The organism is Planococcus sp. YIM B11945 (assembly GCF_050864155.1).
In the GTDB taxonomy this organism is placed as follows: Bacteria; Bacillota; Bacilli; order Bacillales_A; family Planococcaceae; genus Planococcus.
Map to the genome: position 1 here is coordinate 265,969 of NZ_JBOZWR010000007.1, position 26,469 is coordinate 292,437.

The 26,469-nt window shown below is 45.7% G+C and carries 25 protein-coding genes; 7 read left to right on the forward strand and 18 right to left on the reverse strand.

Going from position 1 to position 26,469, the window contains the following annotated elements:
• Positions 1 to 15 precede the first annotated feature (15 nt).
• From ACRRQV_RS14795 to ACRRQV_RS14820, 6 genes are all read right to left on the reverse strand, one after another.
• Positions 16 to 468 carry a hypothetical protein gene (locus ACRRQV_RS14795; RefSeq protein ID WP_432532223.1) on the reverse strand — a complete coding sequence of 151 codons (453 nt, stop codon included), beginning with the start codon at positions 466 to 468 and terminating at the stop codon, positions 16 to 18.
• Positions 469 to 852: 384 nt separating this feature from the next.
• Entirely contained in the window at positions 853 to 1,926 is a 1,074-nt protein-coding gene (locus ACRRQV_RS14800) for an ABC transporter ATP-binding protein (RefSeq protein WP_432532421.1), read from the reverse strand.
• On the reverse strand, positions 1,923 to 3,665 hold the full coding sequence (locus ACRRQV_RS14805; RefSeq protein WP_432532225.1) for an ABC transporter permease: 1,743 nt from the start codon (positions 3,663 to 3,665) through the stop codon (positions 1,923 to 1,925). The genes ACRRQV_RS14800 and ACRRQV_RS14805 overlap by 4 nt, the downstream gene beginning before the upstream one ends.
• A 37-nt stretch (positions 3,666 to 3,702) precedes the next feature.
• The gene (locus tag ACRRQV_RS14810) at positions 3,703 to 4,740 is read right to left on the reverse strand and encodes an ABC transporter substrate-binding protein (RefSeq protein ID WP_432532227.1); all 1,038 of its coding nucleotides are present in this window, start codon (positions 4,738 to 4,740) and stop codon (positions 3,703 to 3,705) included.
• Positions 4,741 to 5,233: 493 nt separating this feature from the next.
• Entirely contained in the window at positions 5,234 to 6,073 is an 840-nt protein-coding gene (locus ACRRQV_RS14815) for an RCC1 domain-containing protein (RefSeq protein ID WP_432532229.1), read from the reverse strand.
• A 52-nt stretch (positions 6,074 to 6,125) separates the two neighbouring features.
• The gene (locus ACRRQV_RS14820) at positions 6,126 to 6,734 is read right to left on the reverse strand and encodes a hypothetical protein (protein ID WP_432532231.1); all 609 of its coding nucleotides are present in this window, start codon (positions 6,732 to 6,734) and stop codon (positions 6,126 to 6,128) included.
• Positions 6,735 to 6,900: 166 nt separating this feature from the next.
• On the opposite strand from ACRRQV_RS14820, the gene ACRRQV_RS14825 reads away from it, so the two are divergent.
• Positions 6,901 to 7,056 (forward strand): hypothetical protein, encoded by a 156-nt coding sequence (locus ACRRQV_RS14825; RefSeq protein ID WP_432532233.1) that lies wholly within the window; start codon positions 6,901 to 6,903, stop codon positions 7,054 to 7,056.
• A gap of 67 nt (positions 7,057 to 7,123) precedes the next feature.
• Here ACRRQV_RS14825 and ACRRQV_RS14830 read toward each other — a convergent pair whose 3' ends face one another.
• A complete protein-coding gene (locus tag ACRRQV_RS14830) occupies positions 7,124 to 7,861 on the reverse strand; it encodes a hypothetical protein (RefSeq protein WP_432532235.1) in 738 nt (245 codons plus the stop codon).
• Positions 7,862 to 8,039: 178 nt separating this feature from the next.
• Here ACRRQV_RS14830 and ACRRQV_RS14835 point away from each other — a divergent pair, with 178 nt between their 5' ends.
• Positions 8,040 to 8,294 (forward strand): hypothetical protein, encoded by a 255-nt coding sequence (locus ACRRQV_RS14835; RefSeq protein ID WP_432532237.1) that lies wholly within the window; start codon positions 8,040 to 8,042, stop codon positions 8,292 to 8,294.
• A 128-nt stretch (positions 8,295 to 8,422) separates the two neighbouring features.
• Positions 8,423 to 8,764, forward strand: a complete 342-nt coding sequence (locus tag ACRRQV_RS14840) for a hypothetical protein (protein ID WP_432532239.1) — start codon at positions 8,423 to 8,425, stop codon at positions 8,762 to 8,764.
• A 35-nt stretch (positions 8,765 to 8,799) separates the two neighbouring features.
• On the opposite strand, the gene ACRRQV_RS14845 is transcribed toward ACRRQV_RS14840, so the two are convergent.
• Positions 8,800 to 9,408: a DJ-1/PfpI family protein gene (locus ACRRQV_RS14845; protein WP_432532241.1), complete on the reverse strand. Its 609-nt coding sequence runs from the start codon at positions 9,406 to 9,408 to the stop codon at positions 8,800 to 8,802.
• Positions 9,409 to 9,694: 286 nt separating this feature from the next.
• On the opposite strand from ACRRQV_RS14845, the gene ACRRQV_RS14850 reads away from it, so the two are divergent.
• From ACRRQV_RS14850 to ACRRQV_RS14860, 3 genes are all read left to right on the forward strand, one after another.
• Entirely contained in the window at positions 9,695 to 11,794 is a 2,100-nt protein-coding gene (locus ACRRQV_RS14850; protein ID WP_432532243.1) for an MMPL family transporter, read from the forward strand.
• Between the two features lie 74 nt (positions 11,795 to 11,868).
• Positions 11,869 to 12,540, forward strand: coding sequence for a response regulator transcription factor (locus tag ACRRQV_RS14855; RefSeq protein ID WP_432532245.1), 672 nt, complete (start codon positions 11,869 to 11,871; stop codon positions 12,538 to 12,540).
• On the forward strand, positions 12,537 to 13,928 hold the full coding sequence (locus ACRRQV_RS14860; RefSeq protein ID WP_432532247.1) for a sensor histidine kinase: 1,392 nt from the start codon (positions 12,537 to 12,539) through the stop codon (positions 13,926 to 13,928). Before ACRRQV_RS14855 ends, ACRRQV_RS14860 begins: the two co-directional genes overlap by 4 nt.
• 315 nt (positions 13,929 to 14,243) lie before the next feature.
• Here ACRRQV_RS14860 and ACRRQV_RS14865 read toward each other — a convergent pair whose 3' ends face one another.
• The 9 genes from ACRRQV_RS14865 to ACRRQV_RS14905 all read right to left on the reverse strand — a co-directional run bounded on the left by ACRRQV_RS14865 (position 14,244) and on the right by ACRRQV_RS14905 (position 23,451).
• Positions 14,244 to 15,158: a proline iminopeptidase-family hydrolase gene (locus ACRRQV_RS14865; protein WP_432532249.1), complete on the reverse strand. Its 915-nt coding sequence runs from the start codon at positions 15,156 to 15,158 to the stop codon at positions 14,244 to 14,246.
• Positions 15,159 to 15,217: 59 nt separating this feature from the next.
• A complete protein-coding gene (locus tag ACRRQV_RS14870; RefSeq protein ID WP_432532251.1) occupies positions 15,218 to 16,093 on the reverse strand; it encodes a DUF1028 domain-containing protein in 876 nt (291 codons plus the stop codon).
• A gap of 17 nt (positions 16,094 to 16,110) precedes the next feature.
• Positions 16,111 to 17,088 carry an ABC transporter ATP-binding protein gene (locus ACRRQV_RS14875; RefSeq protein ID WP_432532253.1) on the reverse strand — a complete coding sequence of 326 codons (978 nt, stop codon included), beginning with the start codon at positions 17,086 to 17,088 and terminating at the stop codon, positions 16,111 to 16,113.
• Positions 17,063 to 18,076: an ABC transporter ATP-binding protein gene (locus ACRRQV_RS14880; protein ID WP_432532255.1), complete on the reverse strand. Its 1,014-nt coding sequence runs from the start codon at positions 18,074 to 18,076 to the stop codon at positions 17,063 to 17,065. Before ACRRQV_RS14880 ends, ACRRQV_RS14875 begins: the two co-directional genes overlap by 26 nt.
• Before the next feature lie 16 nt (positions 18,077 to 18,092).
• Positions 18,093 to 18,992 (reverse strand): nickel transporter permease, encoded by a 900-nt coding sequence (gene nikC, locus ACRRQV_RS14885; protein ID WP_432532257.1) that lies wholly within the window; start codon positions 18,990 to 18,992, stop codon positions 18,093 to 18,095.
• A 12-nt stretch (positions 18,993 to 19,004) separates the two neighbouring features.
• Positions 19,005 to 19,931: a nickel ABC transporter permease gene (gene nikB / locus ACRRQV_RS14890; protein ID WP_432532259.1), complete on the reverse strand. Its 927-nt coding sequence runs from the start codon at positions 19,929 to 19,931 to the stop codon at positions 19,005 to 19,007.
• A 109-nt stretch (positions 19,932 to 20,040) separates the two neighbouring features.
• Positions 20,041 to 21,591, reverse strand: a complete 1,551-nt coding sequence (locus ACRRQV_RS14895) for a glutathione ABC transporter substrate-binding protein (RefSeq protein ID WP_432532261.1) — start codon at positions 21,589 to 21,591, stop codon at positions 20,041 to 20,043.
• A 12-nt stretch (positions 21,592 to 21,603) separates the two neighbouring features.
• Complete coding sequence (locus ACRRQV_RS14900; protein WP_432532262.1) at positions 21,604 to 22,674, reverse strand: M42 family metallopeptidase; 1,071 nt, start codon at positions 22,672 to 22,674, stop codon at positions 21,604 to 21,606.
• Between the two features lie 279 nt (positions 22,675 to 22,953).
• Complete coding sequence (locus ACRRQV_RS14905; RefSeq protein ID WP_432532264.1) at positions 22,954 to 23,451, reverse strand: Lrp/AsnC family transcriptional regulator; 498 nt, start codon at positions 23,449 to 23,451, stop codon at positions 22,954 to 22,956.
• Positions 23,452 to 24,264: 813 nt separating this feature from the next.
• Here ACRRQV_RS14905 and ACRRQV_RS14910 point away from each other — a divergent pair.
• Positions 24,265 to 24,567 (forward strand): TIGR04104 family putative zinc finger protein, encoded by a 303-nt coding sequence (locus ACRRQV_RS14910; protein WP_432532266.1) that lies wholly within the window; start codon positions 24,265 to 24,267, stop codon positions 24,565 to 24,567.
• 49 nt (positions 24,568 to 24,616) lie between these two features.
• Here the strand turns inward: ACRRQV_RS14910 and ACRRQV_RS14915 are convergent, their stop codons facing one another.
• A complete protein-coding gene (locus ACRRQV_RS14915) occupies positions 24,617 to 26,245 on the reverse strand; it encodes a glycoside hydrolase family 13 protein (RefSeq protein WP_432532268.1) in 1,629 nt (542 codons plus the stop codon).
• Between the last annotated feature and the right edge of the window lie 224 nt (positions 26,246 to 26,469).

The window sequence follows — 26,469 nt, forward strand, 5'->3', positions numbered from 1 at the left end:
ACATGTCGGTTATCCTTACAACTTTCCCATTCTAAAAAGCTCTCCTAAATTATAGCCCACCCAGGCACCAAAAAACGGAAAAGCGCCAATAGAGTTGTTCCTGTCTGCAGGGTCAATATCCGTATTGACGATTAATACTGTAATCGAAATACTTAGAACAATGAGGAATACTGCCTCAATTATTTTTCTGCGTGTCCAGCGTTTCTTTCCCAAACGTTCTTTGTCAAATTGCTGCACCCGTTTACTTGTCTTCGTGCCGACAAATCTCCCTGTCATTAGGACGTACAATGTAAAAGCAACATAGATCAAGACAATTACATAAAATAAGCCAATGAGAAAGAGGGGCTGTCCACTTTTTGAAAAATAAACAAACAGCACGAATATCAATAGCATAAAGAAATTGGACTGAACTAATTGCTTCTTTTTCAACTGCTTAACTTCTTGTATATCCCATTGCGTTTCATCCATTCTATCTCCCCTTTCGATCTAACACTTAATAGGCCCTACTGCTGAGTTAGTTTAAGTGTAAACATTCCCATTCTCTGCATTTATAATAACACGAATATTTAGAATAAATTACAAATTAAAGAAAAAAATACCTTTTTCAATTTAACGGGGCATTCATATATCAATTTGCTTCTTGGAATACATACTTACAGCCCAACCTATTGATATCTAGCAAATCGGTTTACAAATGACACGGCATCTTTCAGGAATTTTAAACCAAAATCCCTTTTTGCCAATAAAAAATAACCATCAAATTTATCCACAATTTGATGGTTATTCTAAGTTGCAATTCATCTGCCCAATCTTTTTTCATTTTCTATACCGTATTTTTCTATCAAAAGCTCATCAACTATTCGAAACAAGCTCCTTTTCAGGCTGCGCCGCCACTTTCATCCCAACCACCACTTCATCTCCTACTCTAAACCGTGTCGAATAGACCGTCTCGTGGACAGTCCAGGTTTCACCGGACACATCGACCGTATAATGGATTTCATGTCCCTGGTACTGGACAAACGTTACGGTGCCGTGCACGCCATTAAGACCTGCTTTGGACAGCTGCAATTGCTCGGGGCGCACTGGATAAATGCCTTTCTTTTTTAAGCTTTTTGCGACACCGAGATCTGGCCATTTGCTTTGCGGGTTGATAGCCGGGATGAAGCTGCCGTCCTGCCACTGCCCTTTTACCATATTGCATTTCCCGACGAACGTCGCGACAAATTCGGTTTCTGGCCGGGTATAGATTTCTTCTGGTGCTGCAATCTGTTCGATCCGCCCGGCGTTCATTACGACGATCTTATCCGCGATGGCCAGCGCCTCGCTTTGGTCGTGGGTGACGAAGACGATGGACGCCCCGGTTTCCCGGTGCAGCTTCTGGATTTCTCTTCGCATCTCCATACGGAGTTCCACATCAAGTGCGCTGAACGGCTCATCCATCAGCAGCAAATTCGGTTTCGGCGCAATTGCCCGTGCGAGCGCAACCCGCTGCTTCTGGCCGCCGGACAGTTCGGACGGATAGCGTTCCGCAAACGATTCCAAGCCGACCAAATTCAGCACGTTACTGACTCTCGCCTGCACCTCGTGCTTGCCTTCTTTTTTTCGGTTCGGGTGGTGATGCAGCGGAAATTTGATATGCTCCGCAATTGTCATGTGCGGCCACAGCGCAAACGATTGAAAGACCATGCCGATATTGCGTTTTTCAGGAGGGACGACGCCTTTGGCCGTTGCCACTGCCGCATCGTCCATAACGATGGCGCCTTCCGTCGGCCCCATGAATCCCGCCAGCAGTTTCAATAGCGTCGTTTTTCCGCAGCCTGAGGGCCCGAGCACCGCAACAAATTCCCCGCTGCCGATTTCAAGATCCACTTCATGCAAAGCCGTAAACGAGCCGTATTTTTTTGACACACCCAACACTTCGATCATTTCGTCTTCAGCACCTTTCTGTCCCATAGTTTTCCGAGTGCCATGAACAATCCGCCGCCAAGCAAAATCCCGAGCACGAGCACAGTCGAGAAGGCCGTCGAATACATCGAGTAGCCCGCCTGTTCATAGCCAAAAATGACAACGCCAACCGTTTCCGTCCCTGTGGACCAAAGCAAGCTCGATACCGTCAATTCCGTCAGCGCCATTAAAAACACCAGCAGCGCACCGCTTAAAATTCCCGGGAACAACAGGGGCAATAATATTTTCCGCCACTTGGTCCAGCCGCTTGCACCAGACGTTCTCGCCGCTTCATCCATTGACGGATCGATCTGCAATAATGCGGTATAGCTGCCTCGGATCTGCAGCACCATGAACCGGGTCGCATAGGCGATATATAAAATTAGGACTGTTCCGTAAACGCCCGGATTCCAGCCCGGCACCGGCTCCATCCACATAAAAATCATGCAAAGGGCAAATACCGTACCCGGCAATGCGTACGGAATGGTAATGAAAAGTTCCGCCGTCTTTGTGCTCCAGTCCGGGTATTTAAACCGGAGATACGCAATCATGGTTCCTAGAAATAAACAAATCGCCATCGTAACAAGTGCCAGCTGCAAGCTGTTTGAAAGTGCTGACAGCGGCTTCCCGTCCGTCAAAAAGACATATTCGTAATTTTTCAAAGATAAGTTTTCAAGCGCAAACGGCACACCGTACGCAGAAATGAGCGACAGTGCCCCCATTGCAATTAACGGCATCAAGCTCGTCACGAGCAAAAACGCCCAAAGCGTTCCTTCCAGCAGTTTTTGCTTTAGTGGCTTCAAGAAAATGCGCGGATTCATATCGCTTTGCACCGTTTCCAAAACCCGGCTCTTCCGCAGCAAATACCACTGAAGCAGCGTGCCGATCAGCGCGATGATGCCCAGTATGACCGACAGCACAGCTGCCCGCGAGAATGCCTCCGGGCCGAATCCCACAACTTGCTCGTAAATGTACGTGCTGAGGACGCGGATATTCGATGGCGTCCCAAGAAAGGCGGGAATGCCGAAGTTATCAAGATTGGACAAGAATGCAATCAACCCGCCGCTCGCAATTCCTGGAAGCGCAAGCGGCAGCACAACTTTCCGGAACGTCTGCCATTTTGACAAGCCGGACGTCGCTGCCGCATCTTCCAGTTCACGGGGCAGTTTGCGGAAGACATTGACCGTAAACAGGTAAACGAGCGGGTAATGCGATAATCCCAAAAGCAGGATGATGCCGCCGATGCTATACAGGTTCGGTACTTGCAGATTGCCCGGCAGCCAAGCGAGCAGCGCCGCAACAGGCCCCGCTCCGCTGAAAAACTGCGTCCACGCAAGCGTCGTGATGTAAGAAGGAATGATGAACGGCAGGAAAATGAATAGCTGCATCGCCCGCTTTCCTCTTACTTCGACATACGCAACAATCCAGGAAAACGCTACGCCGAGGGCGAGCGCAAGCAACGTAGAACCCATCACAACGAGAAGCGTATTCTGGATGGTGCTCCATGTTGCTTGTTCCCGCAGGATTTCTGTGTAATAGTGCAGCGTCAGCGAGCCTTCATTGACAAAACTAAGCAACACAAGCCGGAGCACCGGCAGCAAGAACAGCAGAAACACGGCCAGTAAGCCGATTCCTTTATACAGATTTTTCTTTTGAAAAAAGAGAGAGAAAGAGGGCATGCCCTTTCTTCTCTCTCCGCTCGCGTGTTGTTTAATGATCATACCGTTCGCTCCTCATATCCGGAATCCGCGATGCCGGTCATTGCCCAAAAACGTCGCCAAACTTCGCTTTGTCTTCGTTGCGGGTTGTCAAAAGTTCAGCCGAGTCAGCTTCCAGTACGTTCATTTCGTCCAGCGTTTTCAAGCCCTCCGGAGCATCGATGCCTTCGCGGATTGGTGTATAGCCTTGGTCTGCTGCAAGTTGCTGCCCATCTTCTGACAAGACAAAGTCGACAAATGCTTGTGCCGCTTTTTCGTTGTCGGTATTTGCCATGATGCCTACCGGTTCCGTAATGACAGGCACGCCTTCTTTCGGGTAAACGAGTTCAACTGGGCTGCCTTCGCTCTTTGCCCGTGCAGCGAGGTAGTCGACGATCATGCCGTAGTTTTGTTCGCCCATCGCGACGCCTTCAAGGACAGCGCCGTTTCCTTGCGTAATGGTGATATCATTTGCACGTAAACTTTCGTAATAGTCCCAGCCCATATCTTTTTGCTTTGTAATGACGCCCAGGTTGTACGCAGCTGCTCCGGAATAAAGCGGGCTCGGCATAATGCCCTGCCCTTTTGCAGCATCACTCGCCAAGACGCTCCAGCTGTCCGGCACGTCTTTTACGTTGTTTGTATTGACGACAATGCCAGTCGCCATCACTTTGGTTCCGGTGTACGTTCCATCCGGATCGACAAATGCCTCATCAATCACTTCCGCTTCCTCAGATTTATAGGAAAGCAGTAAGTCCTCTTCTTTAAAGTTCTCAAACGTCACCGAGTCCGCTACAAGCAGCACATCTGCCTGGATCTCGCCTGCCTGGTGTTCCGCTTGGATCTTCGACACCACTTCTTCCGTGCCGGAGCGGAATACGTTCACTTTCACGTCTGGATTTTGTTCATTAAAAGCACTGACCAAAGCCGTTGCATCCGCATCTGGCTGCGATGTATAAAAATCAAGAGCGCCGGAAACCGCTGAGCTATCTGCACTTTTCGCCTCTGCAAGGTTTGATGATTCATCCTGCTCGCTTCCGCATCCCGCCAAAAGTGCCGTAATCGTCAATACGCCAATTCCTGAAAATAGTTTGTTCATGTTCAGTTCCCCCTCTAATCGATTATTCAGCTTATCTCCGTGTCTATGGGTTACTCATTCAGTGTAGAGCTTCATTGTGAAGCCATCGTTAAGGAATTATTAAGAAATGCCAAAAGTCTGTAAAGCGAATAAAACAAAAATCGGCTTCTCATCCATTCAGTTGAGAGGCGCAACAATTCGAACCATTATTCCATCGTGCTCGATGTGCCAGAAGACAGTGCTTCCAAAAACCCTCCTTACAAAACTGGAAAAGGACTATAAACTTTTAGTCGATCCTGCTTCACTGACTCAGAAAGATTTAAACCGGCTGAGTGGCTGCTTCCGATTTAAAAACAAAGCCGCTTTAGCTAATCTAGTTGCTGCAGGTGTGTTGAAAGAAAAGTAGGTTACTCTCGTTTTTCTTCATAGCTGTAGAGTAAAATCACGAGCAGATTCTTCTAAGCATAATAAAAAGATTGGGCCGGTTTTTCTGCCCAATCTTTTTTCCTTCTATCTATATAATGCCTTGCCAACTGCTTACGTCGCATTGCCCTTCAACATTCCGGCCCGTTGCCACCATCCTGCCGTCTGCTCGAAGACCTAGCGCATGCGCGCAGCCCGCCGAGACAGCTACAATATCGCGCCAGCTGCTTACATCGCATTGGCCATCCGTATTGCGGCCTGTTGCTACTACTGTCCCATCCGCTTGAAGGCCGATGGTGTGATTACTGCCTGTAGATACCGCCACAATGCCACGCCAGTCGTTCACATCGCACTGGCCGTCTTTATTCAACCCTACAGCTATTGCGGTGCCGTCCGCTTTCAAACCGATCGTATGAAGGTAGCCTGCTGACAGGGTGGTTATCTCCTGCCATTCGCTTACATTGCATTGGCCATACCGATTATTGCCTGCAGTTATCACGGAGCCATCCTTTTGGAGCCCGACGGTATGCCAGTCTCCTGCCGCAACCGCCACGATATCACGCCAGCCAGTTACGTCGCATTGGCCTTCGTTGTTTTGGCCCATCGCCATCACGATGCCATCCTTTTTGAGGCCAACAGTCCGGCGCCACCCAGCAGCGATAGCTAAAATATCGCACCACTCTTCGACCTCGCATTGATTGTATTTATTCCATCCAACTGCAACTGCCGTGCCATCCGTTCGCAGCCCGACAGTATGGGAGCTTCCGATATGGGCACTTCCTGCCGCTACCGCCACAATATCACGCCAGCCGCTCACTTCACATTGGCCGTATTTATTATCTCCTGCTGCGACGACTGTGCCGTCACTTTGAAGTCCGACGCTGTGGCGATAACCCGCAGCGATCTTTCCTTTCGGCCATCGATCCGCCATTCGCACCACTTCTTCCCTGGAAATGTTCTTTGCTTTTTTTGATAGCTTCTTCTTATGATTCAATTTCCAACAATTCGATCAACCGAATAACTTCCTCATCCTCGCCCACATCAACAGGCACGAGCTCGGTATTTTCAATCAGCTCTTTATAAAATTCTTCACCAGCCGGATACTCCCCGTCCCAGCGCAGTGGAACGTTGTACACATTAATCGTTCCGTCTCCGTTGCCGCTGTAGGTGACCGAGCCATCAACTAAGCGGGAACCGGCCAGTTGAATCACGTCTTCCGGGTAGACACTGCTCGTTTCGTCATCGGGATTGAGCGGTGTGCCGGCCGGAAGGATGTTTGCGTACAAGCCATCAATAGCCTGGTTTGGCCCGAGCTGCAGCCACACTCTGGCGTATTCGATTTGTTCGCTCGAATACTCGGATAAGGCGTCGTTGTCTTGCTCAGTGCTGGCCGGTTCGCTTTCAGTGGTTTCTTCTGAAGAGACATCGTTTGTTTCTTTCATGTCTGATCCCTCCGCATCAATTGTTGAGGTGCTTTCTTCTTTTTCTGCCGCGCTGTTTTCGGAATTGCCATCTTGCGTAGTGCCATTTCCACATCCTGCTACCATCAGTAACGCCGCCAGAATCCAAACCAACTTCGCTTTTGTTTTCATTGTGCGCATCTTCCTTTCACTTGCCGCTTTAGTTAAGACCATTTTAGCAGGTATGTTCTGCGCAATCATGCACTTTTTAAGGCGGTTTCATTTAACGAATATAATTTACAATTTTTTGAAACCTTTCTTCAGTTTTTCCGTAATTTAAGCTAAGGGAGGTTTGAGTATGTCTAATTTATTTAGCTTGTTGCCCATCATTTCCATTTTGTTTTACTTGCTTCCATTCGCTTTTGGAATTTATGCAGTGGTCGTTTTTCTGAAGCAAGGCAAGGAGCGCAATGTCCTTTTGAAGGAAATCGCGGAAGAATTGCGGAGAAAATAGCCGATAGACCGAACAAAAGCCCGCATTGATGAAGGAAATCAATGCGGGCTTTTCAATCCATTTTTTATTAAAGAATCGTTTGAAGCAAAATGATGATAAAGAGCATGCCCAATAGAAACGAAGGAAAGCTGCTTTTCTTTTCTTCCGGCAGTTCGTCGTTGAGGATGTTCAACACCACGCCGCCTATTAGGAACGAGGAGAGAAAGGCCAAAGTCAGGTCGCTTGCGTGCGTTGTCTCGGACAACACCCATCCGATCAACACAGATATGGCCAAAATCCATTTGCCCGCCCGGGTATAGAGGTCTTCATGCGTTAAATGAAGAATGCGGTTATTGGCGATAAAGTGGAACGAAAAGACGACGAAGTATGCAGCATACGCGCCGATATTGTCGCCGCTCAGCTCGGGAAGCAAATAGCCGATCAGCATGTTGTACAGGGCAAAAGCAGTAATTTCAATTGCGAAAACCGGTTTGGCTGGCCGCGTCAAGTTTTCTTGCTGCCGATTTTTTTGTTCGGACTTTACACTCAAGTGGTTGATGCCGTAAAAGACGGCAATTCCGAGCAATGCCGAGATATAGGTAATGTAGTCAACGTTTTCCAGCCACGAGCCTAAATGCGCTTTTTCCGCCACTTCCTGGTAATGTGTCAATTCCGGAACAAGATGCAAAAAAACGTAAGCGATCGAACCGCCGGAAACTACAGACATGAGCCGGTTCGTCATGCGCTCATGCAGAAGCCGGATAGCATCTGAAAAAATATGGACAAGCATGAACCCGAGGATCACAAGCAGACTGGGAATGAACATGAAACCCCTCCTTTGGGAGATTTTCTGAGGAATGTAGTTTCTTATACCCTTATCCGGGACATTCTAGTTGTTATTGGGAGAACAACTTTTGAAACTTTCACGGCTTGGTTCCGTAGTATAAAGAAAAGCAACATCAAAAAGGGGTGCAGTTGGGATGGGCTTGGTTCGATTTTTGTTTATGAAGAAGAAATGCTTGGTGCATACAGCGTTTGGCAATGAACAGTATTTCAAGGCCGTCCAGAAATTCAGCGAGCACGGCGTTTCATACGACGTCGGGCGAAAAACGGATAACGGCGGCATATTGTCGATGGCCTTTGGCGATTCCAACCGAACGGTTATGCCTTTTGCCGACAATGCACGGATCGACAATACGCAATACGATTTCTACGTGACAAAAGAAGACGAGCACTTGGCGATTCGTGCGCTGCGTTAATAAACCCGCTTGGACAATTGCTGTCTAAGCGGATTTTTTAATTGATAGAATTTATAGGGCCTCCTCTTAAACTTAAGAAAAACGGGTATAGAAACTTCATAAACGTTATTCCTGGAGGAGGAAAGCCCATGCATTATCAGTTAAACCTGCATTTGGCAGATCAGAAAAAGGATTATTATTGGCTGTTTAACAGCGAAGAAGACACGATTACCGTGTTTAACGACGTCATTCAGACGTTCAAGCAATATGAACCGCGCGACGCGGAAGCGTTCATGAAAGAAAAGAAGATTGAAATCGACGAAACCGGCAAAAGCAATACGGTCCAGATCGAAGTAGTCAAAGTGGATAAGGAAGCCATCATCCGTTCTGCTTCCTATAACGAGATGTGGTACGAAGGCCAGCATTTCGAGGACATTTATAAAACGTTAACCGAGAAGCACGGCACGCCGGAAGAAGATTCGGTTGTATAAATAGGAAAAGGAGGCGCCGAATGGCTGCCTCCTTTTTATCTGCTCTTCATAAATTCGTAATACCCGCTCTTGAAAAAGTCGTACCATTCGTCGATCTCTTCTTGCGGCGCGGACTCGAGTGCCGTCATTACTTCTTTGCCAAACTCCAAAAACGCGGAGCCGTTCGCCGTGATGAGATTGCCGCTTCTGACCGCTTGCTGCTCGAGGTAGTTTGCTTCGTTCGTGTAGTTGTCCCCTGCCACTTCCTGCAGTTCCGGCAAATAGTTGCTTGTGTGCGGGGCATCGTTTAGAATGCCGTTCATGCCAAGGAACACGGTTCCGTCGCAAATGGCACCTAACACTCTATTGCCATCGAGCGCTTTTTGCACAAGTTTCATGACCGCTTTGCTTTCTTCTTTGCGCCACGAGTTTCCGCCGATCAACACGAGTCCCGCAAAATCATCCCCGACTTCATCCACCGTATAATCCGCGACGACGCGGAAGCCGCCAATCGAACTGACCAGCTCTTTGCTGAGGGATACTGTCTTCACTTGGTATTTTTGCTCGCCGTTGTCCGGCTTTTCGTTCAACGCCGCTGCAAGCGCCGCCGCTTCCCAATCCGCATACTCTTCAAGCACCACAAACAATACTTCATCCAGCTTCATCCAACTCTCTCCTTTCGGTATAAACAGCCTTTATTCCGTGCCCCTTCTTTTACTTACTTTGCATTATAGCATCAAAGAAAAAGCTAATATACAGATTATTCTTTCATTTATTGATTATAATAAAGCTATGGAGCAAACTAAGTGAGATTCGCGCAGGTCTGGAGAGTTGTTTTGCGAAATATCGATGTATGTTCAATACTCTGACACTCAAAATTGATATTCAATTTATATTCGTCCGCTATGATGGCAGGGACATTATTTTTAAACTTGAAGAGGAGTGGCATACATGAACAAATTTTTGAACCCGATCACGGATTGGGTCTCCACGAAACGCGGCATGTGGATTACCATCATTGCTTGGGTGGTCCTGGCAATCGGCTTGACGTTCGGCCCCACACTGAACGACTACAAAGTGGCAAACTTCCAGTCGCTTCCGGACAATGCGCAGTCGATCATAGCGGATGGCAAACTGAAAGAATATTTCCCCGATGACCAAGGAACGCCGGGCATTCTCGTCTTCTACAACGATGAAGGCGAAGTAAATAGCGAAGAAGTCAAAGAAATCCTGGCAGGCATTACGGAAGCGGACCTGGAGGGCATCGACTCGATCGTCGACATCAGCCAGCTTCCCCCTCCAGCACTTGAAGGCTTTTATTCCGAAGACAAAACGACGATGATCGTTCCGATGACGCTTGCTGCGGGTCTTGGCAGCGCCGACTTTGCAGAAATTAACGACGAAGCGAGTGACATTGGAAACGACATCGCAGCAAATTTCGACAACATGGAATTCTACATCACAGGGCCTGCCGGGATTGCCGGCGACACAGTGAAATTGTTTGAAGAAGCGGATTTTGTGTTGTTGATTGCGACAGTACTCATCATCTTGGTGCTGTTGATCGTCATTTACCGATCCCCGCTTTTAGCAATCATTCCGCTTCTAGCGACGGGAATCGTTTATCAAGTCGTGAACCAGATTCTGGCCTTTATGGGTGCGGGCGGCTTGGAACTGACGAGCCAGACGACGTCGATCATGAGCATTCTGCTTTTTGCGGCGGTTATTGACTACTCCCTGTTCGTGTTCTCGCGCTACCGCGAAGAACTGAACCATTATGCAAGCAAATACGAAGCAATGAAATTTGCCATGCGCGCAACGGGTGAACCGGTGTTCTTCGCGGGCGGCACGGTGCTTGCAGCAATGCTTGTCTTGTTCTTTGCGGACTTCCGCGACTATGCAAACTTCGCACCGATTTTCGGTACAGCGGTGTTTGTCATCATGATTGCATCCGTAACGTTGATACCGGCTTTATTTGCCTTATTCGGCCGTAAAGCGTTTTGGCCGAAAGTGCCGAAATACGGCGATGCCAAAAACGTCAAGCACGGCATTTGGGGACCAGTCGCGAAATTTGTTGTCAACAAGCCGCTCTTTTCCGGCGGGCTCGTCGCCATTTTGATGCTCGTTTCGGCATTCAACGTGCTGAACTTGGATTTTGAATTTGATACGGTGAAATCGTTCCCAGATGATATGCCGTCTCGAGTCGGCTACGAAATTGTTGAAGAGAAATTTGAAAAAGGCGAAATCGCCCCTTCTTCCTTACTGGTGGTGAGCGACGCGGCCATTTCAGAAGAAGCAGCGGCAAGTTTGACCGATGCGTTGAACGGCTATGATGAAATCGCTTCAGCTCGTCCGTCCGGACAAACCGAAGACGGCGGGGCTCTCAAATACAGCATTGCGTTGTCGATGAATCCGTATTCGACAGAAGCACTGGATTTTGTAGAAGATCTTCGCAGCGACAGCGCTGCATTGCTTGAAGATGCATCGATCGACGGCGAAACGCATTTTGGCGGCATTACGCCGAAACTCGTCGACGAACGCAACGTCAACAACAGCGATATCGTCCGCATTGTGGTACTTGAGACGTTATTAATCTTGGTGCTGTTGTTTGCGCTGACGCGCTCATGGAAAATGCCGATTTATATGATGGCGACGATTTTATTCTCTTATTTGTCCGCTCTTGGCCTAGGGATTTTCCTGATCGATGTATTGTTCGGCTTTGAAGCCATCAGCACCCGGGTTCCGGTTTATGCGTTCATCTTCCTTGTCGCGCTTGGCATCGATTACAACATCATCTTGATTTCACGCTTTATGGAAGAGCGGAAAACGCAGAAAGTCAAAGATGCGCTCGAAGTGGCCATCCGCAATACCGGCGGCGTCATTTCTTCAGCCGGCATTATCTTGGCTGCCACGTTTGCAGCACTGACGACGATGCCGATTGCCGACTTGTTCGTCTTCGGCTTTATGGTAGCGGTCGGAATCTTGATCGATACGTTCTTGGTCCGCGGAATGCTGCTTCCGGCGTTGATATTGTTTTTTGAAAAAGATCGCTAAACCCTGCATACTAAGAGTATTAAGAAGCCCGGCTATTCTTTTGCCGGGCTTTTACGTACCGGGGAGGAATTTGCATGAAAATACTCGTCGTTGACGACGATCTTTATATTCAGCAGCTCGTGGCCATTCACCTTAGCAAAGAAGGCTATTCGGTGCTGCGGGCAGATAATGCGGAACAGGCGTTGAAGCTGCTCGAAGACGAAACGGTGGATCTCGCGATTGTCGATGTCATGATGCCGGGCATGGACGGCTTCGGCTTGACCCGCATTTTGACGAAAGATCTGGACATTCCAGTGATTTTATTGACCGCAAAAGACCAATTGGCAGATAAGGAAAAAGGCTTTTTGTCGGGGACCGAGGATTACATGGTCAAGCCGTTTGAGCCGAAGGAATTGCTGTTCCGTGTGGCCGTCGTATTGCGGCGCTACGAACGCGCCGTCTCCGAACAGCTGCAAGCCGGCAATGTGGCAATCAACCGGAAAAATTTCGAAGTGGCGATCGGCAGCGAAACGCTCATTTTGCCGCTGAAGGAATTTGAAATCTTGTCACTGTTGGTGTCGCGCGCCAATATGGCGACGCCGCGGAGTTTGCTGATGGATTATGTTTGGGGCGAAGAGCACGAAGGCAACGAACTGACGCTCAACACCCACATCAACCGCATCCGCGACCGCTTGAAACGCCATGGCGCCAATGTGGAAATCCATACGCTGCGCGGCATCGGCTATAAATTGGAGGCTTCGAAATGAAGACGCTGTACCGGCAATTTATCGTTGCGACGCTGTTCATTTTGGCGCTTTCCGTATTGATTGGCTTTACGCTGGCGAATATTTTTTATTTGACGGTGACGAAAAAAGACGCGATCGAACAAAACACCGGCATTGCGGAAGAGATTGTCACGACGCTCAATTTGGTGCCGCATGCAAACGGGGACTTTGACCAGTATTTGCATGCAGTCGCGGATCTCGGTTATCAAATTGCCGTGTTCGACAGCAACGGGCAGAAACAATTTTACGGCAAACCGTTTGACGACGGCGAGCTTCCAAAAGAAGCGGAACGCGTGATAGCAAACGGCGAGGTGTATACCGGCCTGGACAATGTCTCCAGCCAAATTTTCATGATCGCTCATTTTACGAACAAGCTCCACAATACGGTCGGCGTGCCTTTCACGTATAACGAAGAGCGGTATGGCCTTTTTATCCGGCCGGATACTGAACTTGTGGCGACCGATATCCATTCGGTGCTGATCGGCTTTGTCGGCGCGATCGGCGTCGTCAGCATTCTCGGGATGCTGTGGATGGCCCGGCAGTTGACGCGGCCGATTGTCCAACTGACCGAAGCGACCAAATACATTGCCCGTGAAAACTACAGCTACCCGCTGGAAATCCAGCGCAACGACGAGATTGGTCAGCTGTCGGAAAGCTTCAACTTGATGCAGCAGCAATTGAAGCACAACGACATGGCGCGGAAATCGTTCATCAGCAACGTGTCGCACGATTTCCAGTCGCCGCTCATGAACATCCAAGGCTATGCGGATTTGTTGAAGTCGCCGAATTTGGCGGACAGCGATCGCCTTGCCTACACGTCGATCATCGACCAGGAAGCAAAGCGGCTGTCGAGCTTGACCCGGCAATTGCTGCTGTTGACGTCGCTCGACCAAGGTGTCTATCCGATGAAGCACAAACCGTTTCAGCTTGATGAACAGCTAAAAGCGGTCGTCCAGAAATACCGCTGGCGCCTTGATGAAAAAGACCTCACCATTTCGTATAATTTGGCGCCGACCACGTTTCATGGCGACGTTGAATTGCTTGAAAACGTTTGGGAGAATTTATTAACCAATGCCATTAAGTACAATAAACCCGGCGGCAGCATTGAAATCAGCTTGCGCTCAACCGATGCGAGTGTTGATGTTTCGTTTACAGACAGCGGCATCGGAATTACTGAAGAATCTATTCCGCAATTGTTCGAACGCTTTTACCGGGTAGACGCCTCGCGGAAAAAAGACGGCACGGGATTGGGTCTGTCGATTGTCCAGCAGATTGCGAAGCTGCATCACGGAGAGATCGCAGTGGAGAGTGTAGTTGGCGAAGGAAGTATGTTTACGGTGCATTTTCCTTTTGTTGAAGTGAAGCGGTAAGTGAGGAAGGAAGCTGTTCGCCTGCGCGAACAGCTTTTTATTACGGGGGCGTCGTTTTGGGAGAGTGAAGATGGCTGCTGGAAATATTTGCTTCATGAAGTTTTCGTGTTTTAACATGCAGTTTTGAAGTTTTAACACGCAGTTTTGCGATCTTTACATGACGAATCGACTTTTTATCCTGCACTTTCCAAGTTTCTATCGCACTTCTTCGTTTTCATCAAACCAAGATCAAATTACAAAGAAGAAAGCTGTTCGCCTCTGCGAACAGCTTTTTATAAGGATGAGAATGTATTATTCTATTGCTATCCGTAGAAATCACACTTCCTTCAAAGAATGGTTTTCTGCGAAATTTCCTGCTTCTACATCTTTGATAAACGTTATAAGGTAATCGAAATAGGCTTCTGGGTCATCCCACATCGCCAAATGGCTTCCATCTTCGCAAATGCCAACGCGTGAATTCGGAATGCGGCGCCCCATTTCTTCAATGTCGTCAGGCGACATGCTGTCATGGCGTCCCACAATCAGCAGCGTTGGATTCGTAATGTCTTTAAGCGATTCCCACCGATTCCAGTCTTTGAACGTGCCGGTGACGACAAATTCGTTTGGCCCTTGCATGGTATTGTAGACTTGCTCGCTCATATGTGAAAACGAACGGATAACTGCATCCGGCCACGGATCCAACCGGCAAATGTGTTTCTCATTTAAGTGTTCTTGAACAATTTCTTCATACTCGGGTGCGTGGAAATCCCCCTTCTCTTCGTAGCTTTTCATCGTATCGATCAGATTCTGAGGGAGTTGGTTACGCAGTTCATTAATGTGTTTTACATAAGATTCAATGCTGGCCGTCATGTTGGAAACAATCAACCCTTTGATTCCTTCTCCATATTTCAACGCATATTCAATTCCTAGCATTCCGCCCCAAGAAGATCCGAGAAGATAAAATTGGTCTAATCCGAGAGCTGTGCGCACTTCTTCGACTTCTTCCCGGAAGCGGTCTACATCCCAAAGGTTCGGATCGTCAGGTTGGTCGGAATAATAGGAGCCCAGCTGGTCGTAAAAATAAATTTCGACGCCCTCCGGCGGCAAATAGTCCTCAAAGATTTCAAAGTATTCATGTGTACAGCCTGGACCTCCGTGAAGTAAAAGCAATTTAATCGGGCTTTCTCCTACTTTACGCGTCCAAACATGAAAACCGTTTTTTAATGGAATAATTTTTGATTTGCCAGTCATTCTCTCATCCCCTTTGGTTTGATTTTTTCATTACATTATATATTGTCGGAAACTTGCTTTCACTTATTCTTTAAAAATTCCAGTAATTTCACGTCGATGATGCTTTCTTCCATCCACCGATCATCAAAATTCTCGCTCAGCGCAAATGTTTTCAAGGCTTCTTTTACTGCGCCTTCATATGCCGGCTGATCGGCTTTTTCCAGCAGACCTAGGCTCACCAATTTCGTTTTTACTTCATTGAATACTTCTCCTTCAATAACGAGAACTTCTTCTGTAGGAGTATTGAACAATTTATGTAACTCAAATAACCGGTGCAGCTCTTCGATGGGTTCTGGGTGGTCATCAACGCGCAAATCAACTTTGACGTCGTTGTAGCCGCCATAGCCTGCTCCTTCTTGAAGAACATAGATTGCCGCCGACTGCTTTCCACGGCTGTCTCCTCCTGCATGTTGCGCTGCCGCTAAAGCTGCAAGCAGCCGCTCAGTTAAAGTGCCTTCGGTTTTTTCGAACGTTCCGCTCATCGCGGTTACTGTCTTTTCGCTGACCAGGATGTTGCCTTGGCACGAATGATGTTTGCCCACTTTATGCCCTGCCCAATCGAAACATTCTTCACCAGTAAATGCACTGGCTTCACCTTTTTGATTGATAATCGCGACTTGCCGTAAATTTTTCCCTGGATCATTAGACACGAGCTGCTCGATCACTTTTTCAGGAGCTACTCCTTGTTCCAGCAATTCCAGTCCTTTGGGGCCGTATTCTGTATTCGCCCACGACTGTGTTGCCACAGCTCCAACATTTGCTTTTGCCCACGGCACAACAGCACCAACAGCGAGGAATTTGGATTGGACGGCTACACCCACTTCCCCGGTTTCCGGATCAGCACCAATAATCGAAAATGTTGCGACTAGCTTTTCTTTGTCAATCGTTCTTTTCATTTTCTTCCTCCTGACTATTAAGCGTAATGGCAAGCAGCTTCATGTTCGTCTCCTACACTTCTCAACTCTGGAACTTCGACTTTGCAAAGATCCGTTGCGAAAGGGCATCTTGTGTGGAACCGGCATCCGCTCGGCGGATTTTTAGGGCTCGGCACATCGCCTTTCAAAATAATTTTCTCAGTTTTCTTCTCTAAAGTCGGCTGTGGAATGGCAGATAGCAAGGCTTGCGTATATGGGTGTTTTGGATTCAAGAATAATTCATCGCTTCCCGAGACTTCTACTATTGTCCCTAAATACATTACGATGATTCTGTCGCTAATGTGCTTTACTACACTTAAATCATGTGAAATAAATAAATAGGTCAATCCCAACTCTTCTTGCAAGTCTTTCATCAAATTAAGCACTTGCGCTTGGATAGATACGTCTAAAGCAGATACAGGCTCGTCACAAACGATGTAACGAGGATTGACGGATAATGCTTTTGCAATTCCAACTCGTTGTCTTCTTCCTCCGTCTAGTTCGTGCGGATATCGATTCACCCATTTTGGATCGAGTCCAACTCGCTCCATTAATTCAAGCACTCGTCCAAATCGTTCTTTAGGAGGCACAATTTTATGGATGGCCAATGGCCGGGCAATCGTTTCTCCGATTGTTTTTCTCGGATCCAATGATGCAAAAGGATCCTGGAAAATGATTTGCATATCTTTTTGGTGCTGTTTCATTTTTCTTCTGCTAATAGTCGTAATTTCTTTTTCATCAAATTCAACGCTTCCAGAAGTGGGTTCAATCAACCGCAACGTAAGGCGCCCTGTAGTTGACTTTCCACATCCGCTTTCTCCAACCAAACCTAAAGTTTCGCCTTCTCGAATAGTGAAAGATACGCCGTCTACCGCTTTGACCAGTTGATTTCCTGAAGCGAAATGCTTGGTTAAGTTTTCTACTTTCAGCAATTCTTTTTGTTTAGTTTTTTCATTTACCGATATAGCTTGAGTCATTCATTTCCACTCCCTTCAACGGGTTCTGGTCAAACAGATGGCACGCCACATGCTGAGAGTTTCCGTTCTTATAGTTTTTTGGGACTTCTTCGGCACAGCGGTCGAAACTATAAGGGCAGCGCGGGTGGAAAACACACCCTGAAGGCAATTCTGTCGGATCCGGCATTAAGCCTTTGATAGCTTGCAATCGTTCTTCCCGGATTTCCAATTTGGGAATAGAGGCAAACAAGCCTTGGGTATAAGGATGGCTAGGCGTTAAAAAAATCTCTTCTACGGTGCCGTACTCGACCACTTCTCCTGCATACATGATTGCAACTGTATCGCATACTTCTGCAACAACCCCTAGATCATGCGTAATCAAAATCATGGCAGTATCCAATTCGTCTTTTAGTTTTTTCATCAACTCCAACACTTGGGCTTGGATGGTTACGTCTAATGCAGTTGTCGGTTCGTCCGCTATTAACAATTCTGGGTTGCAAGCGAGCGCAATGGCGATTCCTACCCGTTGGCGCATGCCTCCGGAGAATTCGTGCGGATATTCGCCTCCGCGTTCAGCGGGTATGCCCACCAATTCTAAAATGGATCCGGCTTTTTTTCTCGCCATGTCTTTTGTCACTTTTTCGTGTGTCCAAATCACTTCGGCAATTTGATCCCCTACAGTATAAACCGGATTTAGTGAAGTCATGGGATCTTGAAAAATCATGGAAATTTCATTTCCCCGAATCTTTTTCATGTCGTTTTCTTTCAAGCCTAATAATTCTTGATCTTTAAATCGAATTTCTCCTTGAACGTATTTCCCGGGAGGAGTTTGAATCAATTTCATAATTGATAAGGCAGTTGTCGTTTTTCCCGCTCCAGTTTCACCGACGATTCCAAGCGTCTCGCCTTTATTCACTGTTAAGTTGATTCCATTGACGGCTTTGACTATTTTGCCTTCTGTTGAATAATGAACGTGCAAGTCTTTAATTTCAATTAATCGTTTATTCAAAGGTCTCACCTCTAGGTTATTGTTTTAATCGGGGATCAAGGGCATCTCTCAGTCCATCGCCAAAAATATTTAGCGCAAGGACGACGATAACAATTGCTAATCCTGGGAAAGTCGTAATCCAATAAGCATCAAAAATATACTGACGCCCTTCACTTAGCATCGCTCCCCATTCAGGAGTTGGCGGTTGAAGACCTAATCCCAAAAAGCTTAAACCAGCAGCAGATAAAATTGCCCACGCAACTCCTAGAGTTGCTTGAACAATAATCGGTGCCATGCAGTTCGGCAAAATATAGCGGAAAATGATTGAAAAGTCATTTTCACCAATAGCCCGGGCTGATTCCACAAATTCTTGTTCCCGTATGGATAAAACGGAAGCACGGACGATGCGCGCATACGTAGGAATACTTGCAATTCCTACCGCAATCATCACATTGATCAGCCCTGTTCCTAATACGTTTACGATCGCAATTGCCAATAGAATACCGGGTATCGCAAGCACAATATCCATCGCCCGCATTAAAATATTGTCGATTTTATTGCCGTAATAACCAGCAATTGCACCAATAATTCCTCCGAGAGTCACTGAAAACACCACTGCTACAAAGCCTACTTGCAAGGAAATGCGAGAGCCGTAAATGATGCGGCTTAAAATGTCCCGGCCGTATTCATCTGTCCCGAACCAATGAGCTGAACTTGGAGGAAGCAGCATTTCTTCTAAATTTTGTTCTGCGTATGGGTATGGAGATAAAATGTTTGCAAGAATCGCTACAATGACCAATCCTACCAGTATGATCATTGATAAAACTGCCATTTTATTTTTTCTCAATCGGTTCCACACATCGGCAAATGCATTTCTCTTTTTTTGTTTGACAGGCAAGTTTACCGTTCCTGTTCCTAATTCCTGATCTAACTCCATTGTTCCAACCCCCTACTTGTACTGAGATTTAATTCTTGGATCAATATAGGCATACATAACATCAACCAGTAAATTCACGAATACAAATATGAAAGCCACAAATACTACGCTTCCTTGAACAATTGGATAATCTTTGGCATGGATGGCATCAATCATGAACCGGCCAATGCCTGGCCAAGAAAATACCGCTTCCGTTAAAATGGCGCCTTCCAGCAATGCCCCTACCTGTAATCCAGCTACTGTAACAATCGGTATAAGCGCATTGCGCAAAGCATGGGAATACGTTATTTTTCGGTCCGCCAGCCCTTTCGCTTTTGCTGTACGAATATAATCCGACCTGAGAACTTCCAACATACTCGAACGAGTCATGCGCAGAAATACTGCGGCTGTCTGAGTTCCCAATGAAATAGCAGGGAGAATTAGAAAAAGTATACCGCCATAGCCCGACACCGGCAGCCACCCCAGTTGAACGGCAAACAATAGAATAAGCATCATACTTAACCAGTAATTGGGCATCGAGAACCCTACTAGCCCGCCTAAAGTAGAAACGTTATCAAAAAATGAATATTGCTTTGTTGAAGAAATGATGCCAATTGGAATTCCAATTGCAAGAGCAATCAACATAGCAAAAAAGGTGAGTTGGATGGTGGCTGGAAAATGTTCAAGAATGCTTTGCAATACAGGTTGTCCTGTTTGAATGGAAGTACCAAAATCCAATGTAAGAATGCCTAGAAGAAAACGTCCATATTGAAGATATAATGGATCGTTTAATCCCATTTGCTCCCTAAGGTTCTGTACTTCTTCTTCCCCCGCTTGAGCGCCCAACATAATTTGTGCAGGGTCTCCAGGAGTAAATTGCATTAATATAAAGACGATAAAAGAAACGCCTAAAATAACAGGAATAAGCATCAATAATCTTTTTCCGATAAAACGCAGCATTCTCTTGCCTCCTTCAAATAGTAAATTGATTCCAGCTGCCCGAAATCGGACAGCTGGAAGCTTTTAAGACTTTTTATGAGCCAAAGAGACTTTCATAAAAATTCTTCGGTTATTCAAGTGTCACACTATAGAATTTATAAGTAGTCGTCGGCATATTTTCAAAGCCTTTTACTCGCTTATTAACTCCAACAATGTTTTCACTTACCGCTAAGAAATCCCAAGCCGCGTCATCCACAATTGTTTCTTGTGCCTGTTTGTAATAATCTTCACGTTTGGCGGCATCTGTTTCTGCACGGCCTTGGTCTAGCAACGTATCAACTTCTTCATTTTTGTAGAAGCTTCTATTTCCTGGTCCGCCTGCATTTTTTGAATGGAATAACGCATACATGCCGTTATCTGCGTCGCCTGTTACAGTTGTCCAGCTCAATACAAACATTGGAACGCCATTAGCTGTTTCATCAAGGAATGCTCCCCATTCCATAACTTTAAGTTCCAAATTAATGCCGACTTCTTTTAATTGCGATTGAAGAATCGTTCCGATTTTTGTATCAATATCTGCATCACTAATGTAAAGAGTGGAGTCGAACCCATCCGGCATTCCAGCTTCTGCTAGAAGTTCTTTCGCTTTCTCTACATCATAGCTATAGCCTTCTAGCTGATCGTTGTATCCATTAAGCCCTGGAGCTAATGGGCTTGTAGCGGTTACAGCAGTTCCTTGGTATGCCGCTTTTATAATCGCATCTTTATTAGTTGCGTAGTTTATAGCTTGACGAACTAATGGGTTATCAAATGGCGCTTCTTGCATATTAAAGCTTAAGTATTTCACTTGGAAACTTGGAACTTTGTTTACTTCAACAGTATCGCTGTTTTTAAATTGGCTGATATGTTGAGAAGGCAATTGCAGCATCATATCAATGCCTCCTGTTTTCAATTCCGCTACCGCTGTCCCGCTTTCCGGAATGATGCGGAATACGATTTGCTCTAGGCTAGCCGGTCCTTCGAAGTAGTCATCATATCGCTCAAATGTGATTTTCGAGCTTTTTTCCCAGCTGACAAACTTAAATGGTCCAGTTCCTACAGGCTGTTGATTATATTTTTCACCAGCTTCAGTAACCGCTTTTTCATTTAAGATGCTTGTTGCTACGTGAGTTAAGTTGTATACAAGAGGGGCAAAAGGTTCTTTAGAAATAATTTGGACTGTGTAGTCATCAATAACTTTTACTTCACTGACATCTGCCAGCAAAAACGATCCCGGAGCTGCAGTCGCAGGATCCAATAATCGATCGTAAGTGAATTTTACATCTGAAGCTTTTAATTCCTCTCCATTATGGAATTTCACTCCTTGGCGAAGTTTAAATTCCCAAGTCAAATCATCAACTTGCTCCCAACTTTCGGCAAGGGATGGAGCTACTTCCATATCCGGCGTTAAATCCACTAACGTGTTATATACTTGCTGCATCGGATTAGCCGATGCGCTGTCATTTGTTTTATGAGGGTCAAGCGTAACGGCATCGGCGTTTTGTGCAACGGTCAAAATATTTTTACCGCTTCCACCACTTCCATTTGCCGCTGAATTTCCGCCGCCATTTCCACATGCTGAAAGAAACAACAACGCTATTAAAGAAATAAGAACCCCAAGCTTTTTCCACTGTTTATTCATCTTTTTTCCCCCTTACGAAATTTGGAATTTATATTTTGGTGAATGATGCATGTTTTTAATAAACACTAGCAACAAGTCTTTTGTAGCTTCCAGATCATTCAAGTCAATTATTTCATTTGATGAATGGGCATTTCGAGACGGGATGGAAAGTACACCTGTTGGAATCCCGGCATTTGCTAAGCTAAGTTCTCCTGCATCTGTACCGATTCCTGGGAATATTTCTAGTTGATAATGTATGTGATTTTCCTCAGCGAGTTTTACTAAATGCTCCCTCACTTTTTTATTGGCGATTAAACTGAAATCCATCACTTTTATTCCAGTTCCTCCGCCTAGCGAAAGGGTGTTATCCATCATTTCTTCCGGTGTATCACTAACAGCAGTAGTGTCTAGGGCAATTGCTACATCTCCGTTTAAGTAATGGCTAGCAACCCGTGCACCCCGCAACCCTACTTCTTCTTGAACAGTGAATATCCCAACAAATTCTCCTGAAAAATCTTCCGATTCTATTTCTTCAAGAGCTTTGATCAAGACTGCACAGCCTGCTCTGTCATCAAAGCCTTTTCCTGCAACCCTTGTTTCTGTCAAAAAATCAAAATGCGGGAACCAAGAAATAGGGTCTCCAATTCGTATTCCCATATCGCTTACTTGTTGTTGAGAGGCCGCTCCTACATCTATGTATAAATTTTGATGTTTCCTTACTTTTTCCGGATCATCAAACTTCATCATATGAGCAGAAATTGTACCAATGACTCCTGTACGGGTTCCTGCAGCCGTTTGTATTTGAACTCGCTGTGATAATAAAACGCGGTCATCATGGCCGCCTAATTTTTCAAAGCGGATCAACCCGTTGCTTTCAACTTTTTTTACGATAAATCCTATTTCATCCATGTGAGCAGCTACTAAAATTCTCGGTCCTGGCTTACTGCCTTTTTTGATTGCAATTAAGTTTCCGGAATTATCAACTTCAAGTGAATCCACAGTATTTCGTAAACGTTTGGCAATAAATGCGGCTACTTCCTCTTCAAATCCACACGGTCCTGTAATTTCTGTTAATTCTTTGAGCAACTCTTTCAACTTATCCACTCCTTATAAAGGCCTACTTTTTTTATTTAGTTATTTTAAAAGTAACAATAACTCTCTTCATTACTTTTATAGGAACTAGATTATTTAAGACTATACATAAAACATTTTTAAAAATCAATATAAATTTCAGAAAAATTCTTATATTTATACTATTCAATTTAAGGAGATTCCTTTCTATATAGCTGTTGATGCCGTTTTCATTTTTTTAAAATATTTTATTTCCACAAAAAAACGAGAAAACAATTGGAATTGTTTTCTCGTTTTGAATCAGATATAAGGTTAGCTGAAATTCTGCCTTTGCTCTACTTCTTTTTCTTTTCGAATAAAATTGAATTTGTTTTTTAATATTTTCAATTCCATAATAATATTCGTTCGTTGAATTCCTGTGATCTTGCTTAATTTTTTTTCTAAAAAATCACCAAGTTCTTCATGGGAACTGACACACACTTCCGATAAAATCTGGTATTCGCCAGAAGTCAGCGTAATAAATCTAACTTCATCCATTTCTGTAAGCTCCTCGATGCATTCCTCTAATTTATTATGTTCTGTTGCAATTTGAATAGCGGCTATTAACTTTAATCCCACTTTAATCGGATTCACCACACCGACAATGGACAACACGCCTGTTTCACGTAAATTTGTGACCCGAAGCCTTACTGTTCGCTCAGCAACTCCGATTCTGGCGGCAATTTCTTTAAAGGTCATTCTTCCGTCATCTTGCAAAAAGGATAGTATTTTCAAATCAATTTCGTCAATTCCTTCAATTTGTTCCCCCATATTCACTCTCCATTCTTTTCTCTTTTTTTCTTTTTTGATTAAAAAACTTTTATTCTTCTTGTGAAAAAGAATAGCACATTCTTATTGAAGTTAACAAACTTCCAAAAAAAATACAGATTCAAATCAGTTCTTTTGTAATTTCAATATAATTTTTTAAAATAAAATAAATGATATTAAAACTAAAAAAGACTCATTATGCCGCTAACAATCGATTTCTCTAGGGATCAGCATAATTCCATAACTCGAGAAATCGGGTTTTTGCTTCTTTTACATTTTCAGCAATTTTTCCTGGTAATCAATAATAATAGCAGGAAGTTTTCTTCAGTAAGTGGTTTTAAGTGGGAGAGTTAGATTGTAAGGGATACGCGTTTGTCTGGAAATATTTGCTTCATGAAGTTTTCACGTTTCTACCTGCATTATTGGAGTTTCTACACGCAGTTTTGCGCTCTTTACATGACGAATCGACTTTTTATCCTGCACTTTTCGAGTTTCTATGGCACTTCTCTCTTTTCGTCACTCCAAGACCAAAGTGCAAAAGAAGGAAGCTGTTCGCCTGAGCGAACAGCTTTTTATTACGGATGGCGTCGCTTTGGGAGAGTGAAGATGCTTGCTGGAAATATTTTCTTCATGAAGTTTTCGCATTTTAACATGCAGTTTTGAAGTTTTAACACGCAGTTTTGCGATCTTTACATGACGAATCGACTTTTTATCCTGCACTTTTCTTATTTCTACCTGCACTTCACCACACCCAGCTAAGCAATTGATTTGTAACCTTCTTTAATTTCACCCGTATATATTTAAGGAGGTGTTTTCATGCCGACATGCCAAAATTGCGGCCATCAGTGGAGTTGGAAAGAGACTTTCAAAAAGTCTTTTACTTTAAGCAACGGGATGAGGTGCCCGAGTTGCGGAGCAAAACAGTATGCGACAAAGCGCTCCAGAACGCGGATGAGTTTGTTCACGTTCATTTTTTCTCCGCTGTTGATTTTGCTGGCCTTTTTCTTTGATTTAACTATTGGAACGCTCATGTTGATTGCTATACCGCTGTTTGCCGTTGTTTTAATCATTTATCCTTTCCTATACGAATTTTCGAATGAAGAAGAACCAATGTGGTAGCCATACAAAAAAACCAGCACCGCTCAAGTGGCGATGCTGGTTTTATTCTTTACTCATCTATTTTGGCTAGTTTGTAAACACGTGCTTCGTACGGCAAAAGCTGAGTCGGATCCACGTCTTCGTAGTTCGCCAGAAGAAGCGTGGCATCTTCGGGAGCGTCCCATTCGCAGGCAAATTGCGCGAGGTTGGCGACGACTAAGACGGTTTCGGTTTCGTCTTGGCGCGTGTAGGCGTAGACAGCTTCGTGGCCGATGTCTTGGAGTTCGTAACTGCCGTAGACGAGGACATCCATTTGCTTGCGCAGCCAGATCATTTGCTTGTAGAACGACAGGATCGAACGCGGGTCGTCTTTTTGCGCTTCGACGTTGATGCGGTCGTGGTTCGGGTTGACGCCGATCCACGGCGATCCGCTTGTAAAGCCGGCGTTGAACGTGGCGTCCCATTGCATTGGCGTACGCGAATGGTCGCGGCTTTTCGCCTGCAGGAGCGTCATGATGGCTTCGTGCTCCATGCCGCCTGCCAAGTTGTTGTGGTACAAGTTATGTGATTGGATATCGTCATAATGTTCAATCTCGGTAAAGGGCGCGTTGGTCATGCCAATTTCTTGGCCCTGGTAGATGAACGGAGTGCCTTGCATGAAAAAGTACATGCAGGCGATTGAGGTGGCGCTTTCCCGCCAGTACATATTGTCATTTCCCCAAGTGGAGACGACGCGCGGCTTGTCGTGGTTTTCAACAAAGAGTGCGTTCCAGCCGCGGCCTTCGACGCCTTTTTGCCAGCGCGTCAGGACTTCTTTCAGTTTTGGCACGTTGATGCCGGTACGTTCATCGGTGTCCCACAGCCCCAAGCTTTCAAACTGGAACACCATATTGAATTTGCCGTGGTCTTCGCCGATCCATTCTTCGATATCCCCGACACGGACGCCGTTCGCTTCGCCGACGGTCATGATGTCGCGTCCAGCAAATCCTTTGTCGCGAAGTTCGGTGAGCAGTGGCTGGATGCCTTCAACATTCATCATTTTGGACCATGCGGGGACGTATAGTTTTTGTTCAGGGTCCCAAATATCGCTCAAGTCTTTTTTGATGTGGCTGATGGCGTCGACGCGGAAACCGTCGATTCCTTTATCGAGCCACCAATTGACCATATCGAACAAGGCGTCTCGCACTTCCGGGTTTTCCCAGTTCAAGTCTGGCTGCTTTTTGGAGAACAAGTGCAAATAATACTGTTTCGTTTCTTTTTCGTATTCCCAAGCCGGCCCGCCGAAAATGCTTTCCCAGTTGGTCGGGTCGTCGCTCCAAATGTACCAATCCCGTTTCGGGTTGTCTTTCGATGATTTGGATTCGATGAACCACGGGTGTTCGTCGCTCGTGTGGTTGATGACCAAATCGATGATCAACTTCATTCCGCGTGCGTGCACTTCGTCGAGCAAGCGGTCAAAATCCGCCATCGTCCCGAATTCCGCCATGATGTCCTGGTAATCGCTGATGTCGTAGCCGTTGTCGTCATTTGGCGATTTGTAGACCGGGCTCAGCCAAATCACATCTATGCCAAGTTCCTTTATATAATCCAATTTTCCGGTTACACCGTTGATGTCGCCGATGCCGTCCCCATTCGAGTCGCTGAAACTCCTTGGGTAAACTTGGTAGGCGACTGCTTCTTTCCACCATATTTTCTTCATTGTAATCCCTCACAAAGACCCATGCACAAACCCCACCCAATCCACTGGCAATAAAAACCGTGACTTGTTTAGAAGATGCCCATCCGTCTGTTTATTTTCTTATAGCAGTAAAAGGTTATTGCTTCTATGGGCGTTCACTAAGATGCTTTCGTGCAAATTAGAGAAGAATAAGTTTCAAGTTGCTAGTGTATCAGAAATCATTTGGTTAACCTAGTGGTTTTATT

Excerpts from the sequence above, each read along its gene's own strand:
- ACRRQV_RS14795 (WP_432532223.1), bottom strand. The coding sequence starts at position 468 with ATGGATGAAACGCAATGGGATATACAAGAAGTTAAGCAGTTGAAAAAG.
- ACRRQV_RS14800 (WP_432532421.1), bottom strand. The coding sequence starts at position 1,926 with ATGATCGAAGTGTTGGGTGTGTCAAAAAAATACGGCTCGTTTACGGCT.
- ACRRQV_RS14805 (WP_432532225.1), bottom strand. The coding sequence starts at position 3,665 with ATGATCATTAAACAACACGCGAGCGGAGAGAGAAGAAAGGGCATGCCC.
- ACRRQV_RS14810 (WP_432532227.1), bottom strand. The coding sequence starts at position 4,740 with ATGAACAAACTATTTTCAGGAATTGGCGTATTGACGATTACGGCACTT.
- ACRRQV_RS14815 (WP_432532229.1), bottom strand. The coding sequence starts at position 6,073 with ATGGCGGATCGATGGCCGAAAGGAAAGATCGCTGCGGGTTATCGCCAC.
- ACRRQV_RS14820 (WP_432532231.1), bottom strand. The coding sequence starts at position 6,734 with ATGAAAACAAAAGCGAAGTTGGTTTGGATTCTGGCGGCGTTACTGATG.
- ACRRQV_RS14825 (WP_432532233.1), top strand. The coding sequence starts at position 6,901 with ATGTCTAATTTATTTAGCTTGTTGCCCATCATTTCCATTTTGTTTTAC.
- ACRRQV_RS14830 (WP_432532235.1), bottom strand. The coding sequence starts at position 7,861 with ATGTTCATTCCCAGTCTGCTTGTGATCCTCGGGTTCATGCTTGTCCAT.
- ACRRQV_RS14835 (WP_432532237.1), top strand. The coding sequence starts at position 8,040 with ATGAAGAAGAAATGCTTGGTGCATACAGCGTTTGGCAATGAACAGTAT.
- ACRRQV_RS14840 (WP_432532239.1), top strand. The coding sequence starts at position 8,423 with ATGCATTATCAGTTAAACCTGCATTTGGCAGATCAGAAAAAGGATTAT.
- ACRRQV_RS14845 (WP_432532241.1), bottom strand. The coding sequence starts at position 9,408 with ATGAAGCTGGATGAAGTATTGTTTGTGGTGCTTGAAGAGTATGCGGAT.
- ACRRQV_RS14850 (WP_432532243.1), top strand. The coding sequence starts at position 9,695 with ATGAACAAATTTTTGAACCCGATCACGGATTGGGTCTCCACGAAACGC.
- ACRRQV_RS14855 (WP_432532245.1), top strand. The coding sequence starts at position 11,869 with ATGAAAATACTCGTCGTTGACGACGATCTTTATATTCAGCAGCTCGTG.
- ACRRQV_RS14860 (WP_432532247.1), top strand. The coding sequence starts at position 12,537 with ATGAAGACGCTGTACCGGCAATTTATCGTTGCGACGCTGTTCATTTTG.
- ACRRQV_RS14865 (WP_432532249.1), bottom strand. The coding sequence starts at position 15,158 with ATGACTGGCAAATCAAAAATTATTCCATTAAAAAACGGTTTTCATGTT.
- ACRRQV_RS14870 (WP_432532251.1), bottom strand. The coding sequence starts at position 16,093 with ATGAAAAGAACGATTGACAAAGAAAAGCTAGTCGCAACATTTTCGATT.
- ACRRQV_RS14875 (WP_432532253.1), bottom strand. The coding sequence starts at position 17,088 with ATGACTCAAGCTATATCGGTAAATGAAAAAACTAAACAAAAAGAATTG.
- nikC (WP_432532257.1), bottom strand. The coding sequence starts at position 18,992 with ATGGAGTTAGATCAGGAATTAGGAACAGGAACGGTAAACTTGCCTGTC.
- nikB (WP_432532259.1), bottom strand. The coding sequence starts at position 19,931 with ATGCTGCGTTTTATCGGAAAAAGATTATTGATGCTTATTCCTGTTATT.
- ACRRQV_RS14895 (WP_432532261.1), bottom strand. The coding sequence starts at position 21,591 with ATGAATAAACAGTGGAAAAAGCTTGGGGTTCTTATTTCTTTAATAGCG.
- ACRRQV_RS14905 (WP_432532264.1), bottom strand. The coding sequence starts at position 23,451 with ATGGGGGAACAAATTGAAGGAATTGACGAAATTGATTTGAAAATACTA.
- ACRRQV_RS14910 (WP_432532266.1), top strand. The coding sequence starts at position 24,265 with ATGCCGACATGCCAAAATTGCGGCCATCAGTGGAGTTGGAAAGAGACT.
- ACRRQV_RS14915 (WP_432532268.1), bottom strand. The coding sequence starts at position 26,245 with ATGAAGAAAATATGGTGGAAAGAAGCAGTCGCCTACCAAGTTTACCCA.